This is a genomic window from Paraburkholderia sp. GAS333, from assembly GCF_050435665.1.
Taxonomy (GTDB): domain Bacteria; phylum Pseudomonadota; class Gammaproteobacteria; order Burkholderiales; family Burkholderiaceae; genus Paraburkholderia; species Paraburkholderia fungorum_A.
In genome coordinates this window covers 414,678-428,384 of record NZ_JBNDKS010000004.1, presented here as the reverse complement: position 1 = coordinate 428,384, position 13,707 = coordinate 414,678, and the positions used below count along the sequence as shown (strand labels likewise).

Sequence of the window (13,707 nt, the reverse complement as noted above, 5' to 3'; positions counted from 1 at the left end):
GCGCTTCGCTCTTTCACTTTTAATGCTTGTTTTGCGGGTTACTTTGCAGCTTCTTTCGCGGGCTCTCCGGCAATCGGCCCGCTCTCCACAGGCGGCGCTTCTTTCTCGATCTCAGCGCGAGCCTGATCCCAGTACTCGTCGGGCGCGCCTTTAGGGTCTGTGGCCTGCTGCCACAGGTAGTACGCGCGCGTGCGAATCTGTTCCTCTTGAGAGCCTTGTTCCTGTTCCATTTGATCACCCTGGTAAAGACGTGGCGAAGACCGGTATCGGTTGCACTGCGCGCCCGCTGCCACGGCAACTGGCGCGCAGTTATCAGCAATCGAGCAAGCCCTGTACCTGGGAATCCGATGCGCTAGTGCGCGACCTTTTCATTGTTTCTGTACTGACGTGGGTCGTTCATCAACCCGCAGCGTTGCCGCTATCGTCGGTGGTCAACTGCTCTTCCAGCCGGTCGAATACGCGTTGTGTCGCACGACTCGGCGCTTCGAGTGCAAACAGCAACAACGAACGCGCGGTCACCTGATACGCGTCGCCCGCGCTGAATTGCGGCAACTCCGCGCGCACGGGCATATTGGTGTCGAGCAGACAGGTCCACTTGTCGCCTTCGGGAATATCCGGCAACGTGAAATTGACGACATCGTGATGTGCGTTGAACACCAGCAACAACGTTGCATCGGAGGCGACACGGCGAATGCCGCTCGCCTGCGCGCGTCCGTCGATCACGAGGCCGAAGCAGCGCATCGACGCATCGTCCCACTGCTCCTGCGTCAGATCGTGGCCGTCAGGTGCGAGCCAGCGCGCATCCGTTACATCGAGTGCCTCGTTGTATTCGCCGATGAGAAAGCGGCTGCGACGCAGCACCGGCAGACGGCTGCGCAGCGTAGCCAGATTCCTGACGAACTCGGTGAGCGCGCGGCCATCGTCGTCGATACCGTCCCAATCGACCCAGCTAATCTCGTTGTCCTGGCAATATGCGTTGTTATTGCCCTTTTGCGTGCGGCCGAATTCGTCGCCCGCGAGCAGCATCGGCGTGCCTTGCGAGAGCAGCAAGGTCGCCAGCAGATTGCGCTTCTGGCGCTCGCGTTGCTGACGGATATCGGCGTCGTCGGTCGGACCTTCCGCGCCCATGTTCCATGACTTGTTGTCGGAGTGGCCGTCTTTGTTGTCTTCGCCATTCGCGTCGTTGTGCTTGTCGTTGTACGACACGAGGTCGTTCAGAGTGAAGCCATCGTGCGCGGCGATGAAGTTCACGCTGGCCCAGGGCCGCCGTCCGCGATGATTGAACTTGTCGCCCGAGCCGGTCAAACGCGTAGCGAAATCGGCCACCTTGCCTTCGTCGCCCTTCCAGTATTCGCGCACGGTGTCGCGAAAGCGGTCGTTCCATTCGGCCCAGCCGGGAGGAAATCCACCTACCTGATAACCACCGGGGCCGCAGTCCCATGGTTCGGCAATCAGGCGCACACTCGATAGCACCGGGTCCTGCCGGCAACTGTCGAGAAAGCCGCCGCCTTCGTCGAAACCATGCGTTTCGCGGCCGAGAATCGTCGCGAGGTCGAAACGGAAACCGTCGACTTTCATTTCCGTCACCCAGTAGCGCAGGCTGTCGGTGACCATTTGCAGCACACGCGGATGCGACAGGTTCAGCGTGTTGCCCGTGCCGGTATCGTTGATGTAGTAGCGCGGTTCATCGGGCATCAGGCGATAGTACGATGCGTTGTCGATGCCCTTGAACGAGATCGTCGGGCCGCGTTCATTGCCTTCTGCCGTGTGGTTGTAGACCACGTCGAGAATGATTTCGAGGTCGGCCTGATGGAAACGGTCCACCATCTCCTTGAACTCCGCCACGGAGTCCGTCGACGAAGCGAAGAAACGCGGGTCGGCTGCGAAAAAGCCAATGGTGTTGTAACCCCAGTAGTTGGTGAGACCTTTGTCGAGCAGATAACTATCGTTGACGAAAGTCTGCACCGGCATCAATTCGACCGACGTCACGCCGAGGTTTTTGATGTAGTCGAGCACGACCTGCTGGCCGAGTCCGGCGAAGGTGCCGCGCAAATTTTCAGGTACGCCCGGATGACGTTTGGTAAATCCGCGTACATGGGTCTCGTAAAAAATCACACGGTCCCACGGCAGCGCGTTGCGTTCAGGATGCGTCCACGAAAAATTGGCGTCGACCACCTTGCACTTGGGAACGAACGGCGCGCTGTCGCGTTCGTCGAAAGAAAGGTCGCCTTCTTCGGAATCGAGCGTATAGCCGAAGATTTCCGGCGCCCATTTCAGTTCGCCGATATGCGCCTTCGCGTACGGATCGAGCAGCAGTTTGTTCGGATTGAAGCGATGGCCCTTTTCGGGTTCATACGGACCATGCACACGATAACCGTACACCGCACCCGGCTTGAGATTCGGTACGAACACGTGCCAGACCTCGTCGGTATATTCGGGCAACTCGATGCGTTCGAGTTCGGTTTCGCCGGTCTCATCGAACAGGCACAGTTCGACTTTGGTCGCATGCGCGGAGAACAGCGCGAAATTCACGCCGTTTCCGTTCCATGTCGCACCGAGGGGGAAAGGCGTGCCTTCCGAGATGCGTGTCGAATAGTTCGGCTGCGATGACATAAAGGTTCCTGTGGGAGCAAGACGCGCTCGCGCGCATGTTTAGAACAGCTGGCGAGGTGAGGTAGCAAATTCCAGACCCGAGGGAATTGAAACGAGCGTCGCGCCCTTCTTCGACGGGAATAATGCGCGACGCGCGTGAGACCGGGAGATTGTTTCAGACGAAATGGCTTCAGAAATCGTGACAAAAAAACGTGCGGAAAATAACCAGTAAGCAATAAAAACACGAAGCCAAAAAAATGCTCCCAAATACCTGATTAATCAAACGCGGCCAGTATGGATATAACCTCAAAATGTTAAATCGATGTGGCCGACGAAAACGCCATGCATGTGCCGTCACGCAACCATTGAACACAGTGCGAGATATGATGAAACTATTGGACTTTGAAAAACAGAGCGCTTACCGCAGGAAGATAGCTGATATACAAAATTCAGTGTCCACGCAGCGCTCAGGGTGGACCCGCAACAGACACCGCAGCCGCCGATTCAAGCACTCGCAATAAACGCTCCGGCGTCAACGGTTTCGCGCAATGCGCGTCGAAGCCGGCGGCTTTCGCGCGCGCTCTGTCGTCGCGTGAAGCGAACGCGGTGCATGCGACAAGCAACATATGCGAAGTCGCCGGATGGGCCCGCAAACGGCGAGCGAGTTCCAGTCCGTCGAGTCCCGGCATCTTGATGTCCAGCACCACGGCGAACGGCTGCCATTCGCAAGCCAGCGCGCACACCGCCAATGGATCTTCAAGCGCACGGCATTCGAAGCCGTCGGCTGTCAGCAGCATCTGCAATGCTTCTGCCGCTTCGCGATAGTCGTCCACCACCAGCACCCGACGATGCGAGACCATCGCATACTTGATAGGCCGCCACACTACGACGTCGTCGTTGGCGTCGTTGCTATCCACCTGGTCGTAGAACGTCACCATTTTCTCCTTAGCTTATTCCGACGCCGCTGACGGGCACCTTGGAACACGCGCGCAAGATTCGCTCCCACTGTGTAGGCAAAGCTCTCTGTTTGCCGTACGACTATTTCGGCCCGATGCGTTGCTCTGTCAAAGCGCCGCGGCAAAAGCCTTACAGGTCAACACGATTCACGGTGTAAAGGGAAGCCCGTTGCATCGCGCTGTGAATTGAGTGACGCCACTCAGTACTCTTGTGTGCGTGGCGTCGGTGAAACGCACTTCGGCCGTGCACATCGCCCATGCTGCGTGCATTGCGCGGCTCGTGATGCCGAGTTTGATTTATCCGGCTATACCCATTTATTGATGCCGGTTGAAAAGAAGGTTTGCAAACCTCTATCGCTGACTTAAGCGGCTAACGTCGACAATAAACATACTGAAGGATAAGCGAGGAAACGCGCGTTAAAACCAGCAACGTGTTAGGGGTTTGCGCTCAGCGGGTTATCCCGCACGATCGTCGATAAAGCCTTTCAGCATGGTCAGCGTATCGGCATCGTCGATCTGTTTGTCGGTGCGCCAGCGCAGCATGCGTGGAAAACGTACCGCCACGCCCGACTTGTGACGCGGGCTCGCCTGAATTCCTTCGAAGCCGATTTCAAATACGAGCGTGGGCGTCACGCTGCGCACGGGACCAAATTTTTCGATGGTGGTTTTGCGGACGATGGCATCCACCTGACGCATCTCTTCGTCAGTCAATCCCGAATAGGCCTTTGCAAACGGCACGAGCGTGCGCACGCCGTTCGCTTCGTCCCAGACGGCAAAGGTGAAATCCGTATAAAGACTCGCGCGGCGACCATGGCCGCGTTGTGCATAAACAAGCACGGCATCTACCGCATAAGGATCGATCTTCCATTTCCACCACGTGCCCGAGGCTTTCGTGCGGCCTACGCCGTACATCGACTCGCGCTCTTTCACCATCAGCCCTTCTACGCCACGCGCGCGGCTTTCTTCGCGCAACACGGATAGCGCCTGCCAATCCGTCGCGCGGACCAGTGGCGACACGCGTAGAAGATCGTGCGCCAGCGTACCGTCGAGAGAGGCCGCCAATGCATCCAGTTTCGTGCGACGTTCGGCTAGCGGTGTCATACGTAAATCCTGGCTTTGCGCTTCGAGCAGATCGTAAGCAAGCAACGTGGCGGGTGAATCGGCGAGAATCTTTTTCGTCAGCGTTTTACGGGCGATACGCGGTTGCAGCCTTGCAAACGGTAGCGGCGCGCTCGCGCCAGGCTCCCATGCCAGTATTTCTCCATCGATTACCGTACCGTCCGGCAACGCTTCGCCCAATGCAGTCACTTCGGGAAAACGATCGGTGATCAGATCTTCGCCGCGCGACCAAAGCCATACACGTCCTGCACGTTTGACGAGTTGTGCGCGTATGCCGTCCCATTTCCACTCGATCTGCCATTGCGCGGGATCGCCGAGCGTCGCCGGATCGGCCTGTAATGGATGCGCAAGAAAGAACGGATAGGGCAAGCCCATATCGCTATCGTGGATTTGCGCGGCCGCTTGCGTATCGTCGGCAGTCAGCTCCGGTGCGATCAAACGAAGATAGCGCGCCGCGCTCGGCGTCTGTTGCGAATCGGTCCAGCCGACCATGCGTTGCGCAATCCGCTTATGATCGACGCCCGCTACTTCCGCGAGCGCTCTCACCACCAGTTGCCGCGCGACACCGACCCGAAAGCCGCCGCCGATCAGTTTCGTCAGCAGGAAGCGGCCGCTCCAGTCGAGTTCATCCCAATAGCTGAGTAAGCGCGTGCGCAATTCGTCAGGCGTGACACCGCGCAACGTCAGCACGCGTTGTTCGATCCATTGCGTGAGGCCCAACTCCGAACTACGCTGAGCGGGCGGCAGGATATGAGCGATGGTTTCCGCCAGATCGCCCACCGCGTGATACGACTCCTCGAATAACCACGGCGGCAAGCCTGCGCGTTCACGAGCGATTTCGCTCAGCAAACGCGTCGGCACCGATTGACGCGGCTTGCCGCCCGCGAGGAAATACGACGCCCACGCGGCGTCTTCCGGCTCGGCCACGGCGAAGTAACTCGAGAGCGCTTCGAGTTTGTCGTGCGTCGAAGTGGTGGCATCGAGCGCGGTGTAGAGGGCAGCGAAGCGCTTCATGTGTGACTCGCCGCCGAGGTGTCTGCGCTCGTCGGGGTTTCGTCGGCACCCGCCGCATCGGCTTCGACCGTGTCATCTCCGTATTGCGTTTCAAAAGCGCCTGCCTGCAAGCCCTGTTCGCGCAACCATCGCACCATCGGCTCCACGGAACCATGGGTGACGATCACGCGTTGTGCGCCGGTCGATTGAATCGCTGTTTGCAGACTGGGCCAGTCGGCGTGATCCGACAGAACAAAACCACGGTCGACACCGCGTCGCCGCCGCGCGCCACGCAGACGCATCCAGCCGGAGGCGAAGGCGTCGCTATAGTCGCCGAATCGCTTGAGCCACGCGCTGCCCTGCGCGGACGGTGGCGCGACGATCAACGCCTGCCTGAACACGGCCTTGTCTTTTGCGGCGACCTCGCTGACCAGACCCACTGGCGGCAAACGCACACCCGCGTCCCGATACGCGCGATTGAGCGGCTCCACGGCGCCATGGCAGAAGATCGGCCCGATCGCCGAGTCGACGCTCGCCAGCACACGCTGCGCTTTGCCGAACGAGTAGCAGAACAGCACAGATGCACGCCCCTCGGCCGCGTTATGACGCCACCATGAATCGATACCATCGAAGACGACTCGCGGCGCATCCCATCGATAAATCGGCAAGCCGAAAGTCGATTCGGTGATAAACGTATCGCAGCGCACGGGTTCGAACGGGTCGCAGGTCGGATCGGGATCGAGCTTGTAATCGCCCGATGCCACCCATACACGTCCCTCGTGCTCGATCCGCACTTGTGACGAACCGAGCACATGTCCGGCGGGATGCAGCGAAACGACCGTGTCGTTGATCGCGAGACGCTCGCCATAGGGCAGCGTTTGCAACGTGATGCCCGGCAAACGCGAGAGCAGCACATTGGCCCCCGCGTGGGAAGCAAGGTAATGCCGATGCCCGAAGCGCGCGTGATCGGAATGGGCATGCGTAATGACGGCGCGTTCGACCGGTCGCCACGGGTCGATATAGAAATCACCGGGCGGGCAATATAAGCCCTCGGGTCGAGCGACGACGAGGTCCGCGGCAAGTTCCGCCTGGTCCGGCACGATGTTCAATGGGTGTTCCAACGAGTCCATCGGCGAATTCCACAGGTTGGCCGCATAGCGCCGGCCGAAGCGGGCGAATCGCGTAAGAGGAACTCACGCATTCGAACGCCCGTTCGCAGGCCGACGCACAACCCAAGCAAACTGCATTCCCGTTAGCGGACCGGGAACAGAAGCCGCAGGAAAAAGGCACTCTGTCTGTGGCTGCGTTCTTGCTTGCGGTATAAAGCAGGCAGGCGCGTCGACACGGGCTGCAATCCGGCAATCTCCGACTCGCACCGCGAGGCTCCATGCAAATCATCCTCGACCAGCACGCGTTATATGTGGTGAAACATCCCGGCCGGTTCCTGTTGCAGACGCTCAAGGCATTCCGCGCGAACCAGGGGTTGCTGCTGGCTGGCGCTGTCGCGTATTACGCTTTGCTGTCTATCGTACCGCTGCTGATTCTGATCGTTATCGCGTTGTCGCGGGTCGTGCCGCAGCATGTATTGCTCGCCGCGCTCGCGCATCTGCTGCGATGGCTCGTGCCGGGTCATCCGAACGCGCTGGTGCAGGAACTGGCGAATTTCCTCGAGCATCGCGCGGTGATCGGCTGGGTGCTGTTACTGACGATGATCTTCTTCAGTTCGCTCGCCTTCACGGTGCTGGAGAATGCGATGTCGCTGATCTTTGTGCATCGCGTAGCGGTCCGTCGGCGCCACTTTCTGCTCTCCGCTTTGCTGCCGTATTGCTACATCCTGTTTCTCGGCGTCGGCCTGCTGATCGTCACGTGCGTATCGAACGCGCTCGAAACCATCGGCGCGGAAGGCCTCCAGTTATTCGGCCTGCATGTTTCGTTGCAGGGACTTTCGCGCGTCGTGCTCTATCTGCTAGGACTTGCTGGAGAGATTTTTGTGTTGACGTCGGTATATCTGGTCATGCCGGTCGGTCGACCGACGATCAAACGCGCGCTCTTTGGCGGCATCGTCGCGGCGGTGTTGTGGGAGATCACGCGGCACGTGCTGGTCTGGTATTTCGCCACGTTGTCGCAGGTCAGCGTTGTCTATGGATCGTTGACGATGGCCATCGTGATCCTGCTCAGCCTTGAATGGCTCGCCACGTTGCTGTTATTCGGCGCGCAGGTGATATCGCAATACGAGCGCTTCGGGCACGAGCCCGTTCAGGCGGCGCAACCGGAGATTAAAACCGGTTGAGCGGAGATGTTCTCGCCTGCTGTAACATCCCGGTAGACGCAGAACTCAGGACTCGACGATGAGCAGCACGAGCATTACCCGGCGCAATAGCGTGCAGGTTTCCGGCAGCGGCAAACGGACCATGGTGCTGGCACATGGCTTCGGCTGTGACCAGAGTATGTGGCGTTATCTCATACCCTCGTTTCATGATGACTACCGTACGGTGCTATTCGATCATGTGGGCAGCGGTTCATCCGATCTATCCGCCTACGATGTTCGGAAATACGACTCTCTCGATGGCTACGCTGACGACCTGATCGAAGTCATTCGCGAAGTAGGCGGCGAACCGGTGGTGTTCGTCGGTCATTCGGTCAGCGCGATGATCGGGCTGATCGCGAGCCTGAAGCAGCCTCACCTGTTCACCGCTCATGTGATGGTGGGTCCGTCACCGTGCTACGTGAATGACGGCGACTATATCGGCGGGTTCTCGCGCGAGGACATCGACGACCTGCTGCACACGCTCGAAGGCAACTACCTCGGCTGGTCGAGCAATATGGCGCCCGCCATCATGGGCGCGCCGGAACAACCGGAACTGGGCATCGAGTTGACCAACAGCTTCTGCCGCACCGATCCCGAAATCGCGCGCCAATTCGCGCGCGTCACCTTTCTGTCGGATCACCGTCCGAATCTCGCGCGCAGCACCACGCCCACGCTGATCCTGCAGTGCAGCGACGACATCATCGCGCCGTGCTCCGTCGGCGAATACATGCACCGCATGATGCCCGCCAGCACGCTGCACGTGATCGAGAACGTCGGCCATTGTCCGCACCTCAGCTCGCCGCATGCCAGTTCGGCGGCCATCATCGATTTTCTTGCGCCGATGAGCGTGTAACGCGATGCATAGCATGGACCCCTCGCCGCTACCCGCCGACACGTTGTACGAGCACGCAGCCTGTGGTCTGCTCATCGCCGACGCGGGCGGCCGCATTCAGCGCGTCAATGCCACCTTGTGCGGCTGGCTTGGCTATAGCGCAGACGAACTCGCCGGCGCCAAACTGATTCAGGATCTTCTGAGCGCGGGCGGCAAGGTGTTTTATCAGACGCACTGGGCTCCGCTTCTGCAGATGCAAGGGTCGGTGGCCGAGGTCAAGCTGAACCTGATGCACCGCGACGGCCATATGGTGCCGATGCTGCTCAACGCGGTGCGCCGTCGTCATGGCGAGACGATTTACCTCGAAGTGGCGATGCTGATCGTCGCGGACCGGCATCGATACGAGCAGGAACTGCTGCTTGCACGGCGTAACGCCGAGGCGTCGGTGGCCGCGCATCAGCTTGCGCAAAAAGAGCTGCAGGAAAGTCGCGACGTGCTCAGCCTCGCCATGCGCGGCGCGCGCATGGGCGCCTGGTCACACGAGCCGAAGTCGGACAGATTCTGGTGGAGCCGCGAACTCGAAGCGCTCGCCGGTTACGCCGAAGGACGCTTTTCGAGCATGCCCGGCGGCTTCTTCGACCTGATTCACCCGGGCGATCTGAGCGCGCTCAACGAGGCCGTCGATCATGCGGTTGCGACCGGCGACGACTACGTCGCCGAATTCCGCTTCATGCATGCGAGCGGTGACTGGTGCTGGATGGAAGGCCGCGGCCGCGTGACCTACGACCGCCAGGGCGAACCGGCCACCATCTACGGGCTCGGTATCGACATCACCGAGCGCAAGGAAGCGCAGACCGTGCTGCTGCGTCAGGCGGCGATTTTCGAACACCTGAGCGACGCGATCGTCATCACCGATCTGCGCGGCAATATCACCGACTTCAATGTCGGCGGCGAACGCATGCTCGGTTACCGCACGCGCGAGATTCTGGGCCAGCCCGTGTCGATCTTTCATCCGCCGGAAGACGCGCTACGCATTCGCCGCGAAGCGTTTGCCGCGCTCGCCAGCGAGGGCACGTGGCGCAGCGAATTGACTTTCGTGCGACGCAACGGCTCGCGCGGTGTATGCGAAACCGTCGTCAAACCGCTGGCGAACGCACGTGGCGATATCTACGGCGCGGTCTGCGTGATTCGCGATATCACTGAGCGCAGACGTGCCGAGCAGCAATTGCAGCGGCTCAATCTCGAACTGTCGAAAGCCGATCGGCGCAAGGACGAATTCCTCGCCACGCTCGCGCATGAACTGCGCAATCCGCTCGCGCCGATGCGTAACGTACTGGAGATCCTGCGTTTGAAGGAATTCGCGGATCCGCAATTGAGCTGGTCACGCGATGTGTTCGACCGCCAATTGCAGCATATGACGCACCTGGTCGACGATCTGCTCGAAGTGTCGCGCATCACTCAGGGCAAGCTCGAGTTGCGCAAGCAGCGGCTCGAACTCGCTCGTGCAATGCAATCGGCGATGGAAGCTGCGCGGCCGAGCGTGCAGGCGTCCTCGCATCATCTGAGCGTGACGCTGCCGCGCGAGCCGCTTTATCTCGACGCCGACCCGACGCGCCTGTCGCAGATGATCCTGAATCTGCTGAACAATGCAGCCAAGTACACGCCGGCCGGCGGCAACATTTCGCTCGCGGCCGAACGCGAAGGTGACGAAGCGGTGATCATCGTGCGCGATTCGGGCATTGGCATTCCGCGTGAGCATCTGGATAGTGTGTTCGAAATGTTCTCGCAACTCGCCCCCGCGTTGGACCGCTCGCAAGGGGGACTCGGCATCGGTCTCGCGTTGGTACGCGGCCTGGCTGAACTGCATGGCGGCAGCGTCGCCGCGTTCAGCGGCGGCCCGGGTACGGGCAGCGAATTCGTGATTCGCCTGCCGGTGTCGCAAACCGCCGCTGCACCTGCTGACGACGCCGCGCCGGAATCGTCGCACGCAAGCGGCTTGCGTGTGGTGATCGTCGACGACAACGCCGACGCCGCCGACAGCCTTGCGATGGTGCTCGAACTCGAAGGCCACGAAGTGCGCACGGCGGGCGACGGTATCGCGGGCCTGGCATTGATCAATGAATTCGCACCGCAGGCGGTGATTCTCGATATCGGCTTGCCGTTGCTGAACGGCTATGAAGTCGCGCGACGCATCCGCGTCGATCATCGCGACGCCGGTATTCTGCTGATCGCCGTCACCGGCTGGGGGCAGCAGCAGGACAAGCAGACTGCCGTCGCCGCAGGCTTCGATCATCATTTCACCAAGCCGGTCGATCCGCGCGAATTGCAGAAGGTGCTGACGCGGCAGCGGGTTTGAGCTTTTTAGCTCGCTGTTAAAATGCTGGGCTGTTCGCAAGCCATCGCCTCACGCAAGTCATCACGTCATGTTCAAGCTCATCGCCGTTAGCTCGGTCGTCTCTGGTAGCGTCAGCGCTTTCGTCTCACCCGCAGGCAACTTTATCCATGTTTGACGAAGCGCAGATCACGCGCGCGCTGGCCGCGCGAGGGATTACGCCCGATCCGCGTCAGCGCGACGCTATCGAGGCGCTCGTTACGCTAGTCGGCGCCGACGAGGCGCGCCATCGCAACAGGTCGCGCGCGGCGTCCGCGCTGCAAGGGGTGTATTGCCACGGGTTGCCGGGGCGCGGCAAAAGCCTTGTCGTCGATACCGCCTTCGAGTTGGCAACCTGTAGCAAACGACGCCTGCACTTCCACGAATTTCTGCGTGAGATGAACCGGCGGCTCGTGAGCGAGCCGCGCGGCGACGATCGTTTGGGCTCGGTGTCGCGGCAGTGGCTCGACGGAATCGAACTGCTGTGCTTCGACGAATTTCATGTGCACGATATCGCCGATGCCTTCCTGATGGCGCGCTTTCTCGATACCGCGATCAGCCAGGGCACGCGCATTGTCCTCACCTCCAACTACGCGCCAGACGCGTTGTTGCCCGACCCTGAATTTCACGAACGCTTTCTGCCGACCATCGGGCAGATCAAACGCGGCTTTACCGTGATTCATTTCGACGGCGCGCGCGACTATCGGTTTGGCGGCGAGCAGGCGCAGGTGCCGCGTTTTTTCTCACCACTCGATTCATCGAGTCGCGACGCGCTGCGACGAATTTTCGCTTTGCACGAAGGCGATCAGAGCGTGGAGCCCGTCACCCTCAGTGCAGCGGGACGGCCGCTTGCGGCACGCGCGGCAGGCGCCTGCGTGCTGTGGGCCGACTTCGACGATCTGTGTCTGGCAAGCCGTTCGCACCTCGATTATCTCGATCTCGCGGAACAGTGGAGCGGCTTGATCGTCGATCATCTGCGCACGGAGCGGCTCGCGAAACCGCAGGTGTTGCAGCGTTTGATCTGGCTGATCGATATTTTCTACGATCGCAAACGCGCGCTGTTCATTGCGTCCGATCATCCGGTCGAGGCGGCTTTGAGCGGCCTGGAAGGCGCGCATGATCTGTCGAGAACGTTGAGCCGCCTTGCTGAAATGCAGTCGCGCGCTTATCGCAGCACGCTCGACGATGTGGGCGACATGTCGAACCAGCCCGCGTGAGATTTTTCGATCTGGTACGCGGCAACGAAAGCGCGATTCGTGCAAATCTTGCAATGCAGCGGAAAATCCTGCGCGCGCGATTTGATTCCAGAATCGCGCCCAACGCCCTATTCATCAGCTGAAAGACAGCATTCGCGACGACCGCGCGCCGCGCGGGAATGCGCCCTGCTACCGCCGTTGCGGGCTCATTCATCAGCGGATTAGCATCCGCTCTCATCGTTGCCATGATCAGAACAGCTTCTGTTGCTGCGGCGCTCTGCGCGGCTTGCGTTACGTCCGCTTGCGTCCACATCGGACCCGCCCGCCTCAAGGCCGATCAGGTCGACTACGCGCGCGCGTTGGGCGACGCGAAAAAGCGCGAGATTCTCGCGGCCGTAATCGGTCTGCGCTACGGCGACGCCCCCGCGTTCCTGACCGTCAGCAGCATCATCGCGGCTTACACGTTCGACACCACCGCCGGCGCGACGGCCAACGCAGGCTCCGGCAGCATGCCCAACTACGCGACGGCGACGGGCAGCGTGTCCTATTCGAATCATCCGACCTTCACGTTCACGCCGACCACCGGCGAAGCGTTTGCGTCCGCGTATATCCGGCCGCTCGCGCCATCGCTTGTTTTGCCGCTTGCCGAAGGCGGTATTCCTATCGACCTGCTGTTGCGCATCACCGCGCAATCGGTCGGCGGTTTGCAGAACGGCAATGCATTGGGCGGCGAGAACAGCGCTGGCGCGCCCGGCTTCTTCGAACTGCTGCAAGCTCTGCGACGGCTGCAAATGGCCGGCGAGTTGAATGTCGAGTCGCGACAGGGCGACGGCAAAAATGCACCGATGGGCGTCTTCCTGGCGATGGGCGCGACCACCAGCGGCGAGTCGCCGCAAACCGCCGCGGACCTCGCGCATGTGCGCAAACTGCTGCATCTGTCGGCGAATACGCGGACCTATGAGCTGGTGTACGGCCCGTCGTCCACTTCGCAAAAGGGCGACAGGATTCCGATGGTCACGCGCTCGGTGCTCGGCATTCTGACCGACCTCGGCGCACAGGTGCAGGTGCCGGTCGAGCGTATCAGTGATGGTTCGACCAAGCCTACCGTGGGGTTGATCGGCGGAGAAACACGGCCGACGATCATCATTCATTCGGGCAAGGCCGCGCCTGACAATGCATACGTGTCGATTGCTTATGGCTCGTCGACATATTGGGTGGAGCGCAACGACTTCGATTCGAAATATGCGTTCACGGTCGTGCAGAATCTGATGGCGCTGGCTGAAGCCGACACCAGCAGTAAAGCGCCGGTCGTCACGATTCCGGCGAATTGATCTGGTAAA

The 13,707-nt window shown here is 60.4% G+C and carries 10 protein-coding genes; 5 read left to right on the top strand and 5 right to left on the bottom strand.

Annotated elements, in window-relative coordinates:
- Positions 1 to 38 precede the first annotated feature (38 nt).
- The 5 genes from ABH945_RS23865 to ABH945_RS23845 all read right to left on the bottom strand — a co-directional run bounded on the left by ABH945_RS23865 (position 39) and on the right by ABH945_RS23845 (position 6,790).
- Positions 39 to 230, bottom strand: a complete 192-nt coding sequence (locus ABH945_RS23865) for a DUF2934 domain-containing protein (protein ID WP_074768680.1) — start codon at positions 228 to 230, stop codon at positions 39 to 41.
- A 169-nt stretch (positions 231 to 399) separates the two neighbouring features.
- A complete protein-coding gene (glgX, locus tag ABH945_RS23860; RefSeq protein ID WP_429252136.1) occupies positions 400 to 2,613 on the bottom strand; it encodes a glycogen debranching protein GlgX in 2,214 nt (737 codons plus the stop codon).
- A gap of 446 nt (positions 2,614 to 3,059) precedes the next feature.
- The gene (locus ABH945_RS23855) at positions 3,060 to 3,530 is read right to left on the bottom strand and encodes a response regulator (protein ID WP_429252135.1); all 471 of its coding nucleotides are present in this window, start codon (positions 3,528 to 3,530) and stop codon (positions 3,060 to 3,062) included.
- 474 nt (positions 3,531 to 4,004) lie between these two features.
- On the bottom strand, positions 4,005 to 5,681 hold the full coding sequence (locus ABH945_RS23850; RefSeq protein WP_429252134.1) for an ATP-dependent DNA ligase: 1,677 nt from the start codon (positions 5,679 to 5,681) through the stop codon (positions 4,005 to 4,007).
- Positions 5,678 to 6,790 (bottom strand): ligase-associated DNA damage response exonuclease, encoded by a 1,113-nt coding sequence (locus ABH945_RS23845; RefSeq protein ID WP_143026340.1) that lies wholly within the window; start codon positions 6,788 to 6,790, stop codon positions 5,678 to 5,680. The genes ABH945_RS23850 and ABH945_RS23845 overlap by 4 nt, the downstream gene beginning before the upstream one ends.
- Positions 6,791 to 7,047: 257 nt before the next feature.
- Between ABH945_RS23845 and ABH945_RS23840 the strand changes: the two genes are divergently transcribed.
- From ABH945_RS23840 to ABH945_RS23820, 5 genes are all read left to right on the top strand, one after another.
- Complete coding sequence (locus tag ABH945_RS23840) at positions 7,048 to 7,950, top strand: YihY/virulence factor BrkB family protein (protein ID WP_429252133.1); 903 nt, start codon at positions 7,048 to 7,050, stop codon at positions 7,948 to 7,950.
- 58 nt (positions 7,951 to 8,008) lie between these two features.
- Positions 8,009 to 8,821, top strand: coding sequence for an alpha/beta fold hydrolase (locus ABH945_RS23835; protein WP_074768690.1), 813 nt, complete (start codon positions 8,009 to 8,011; stop codon positions 8,819 to 8,821).
- Positions 8,822 to 8,834: 13 nt separating this feature from the next.
- Positions 8,835 to 11,156, top strand: a complete 2,322-nt coding sequence (locus ABH945_RS23830; RefSeq protein WP_253189729.1) for a hybrid sensor histidine kinase/response regulator — start codon at positions 8,835 to 8,837, stop codon at positions 11,154 to 11,156.
- A 146-nt stretch (positions 11,157 to 11,302) separates the two neighbouring features.
- On the top strand, positions 11,303 to 12,388 hold the full coding sequence (gene zapE / locus ABH945_RS23825; RefSeq protein ID WP_429252132.1) for a cell division protein ZapE: 1,086 nt from the start codon (positions 11,303 to 11,305) through the stop codon (positions 12,386 to 12,388).
- Positions 12,389 to 12,612: 224 nt separating this feature from the next.
- The gene (locus ABH945_RS23820; protein WP_074768696.1) at positions 12,613 to 13,698 is read left to right on the top strand and encodes a hypothetical protein; all 1,086 of its coding nucleotides are present in this window, start codon (positions 12,613 to 12,615) and stop codon (positions 13,696 to 13,698) included.
- Positions 13,699 to 13,707 lie beyond the last annotated feature (9 nt).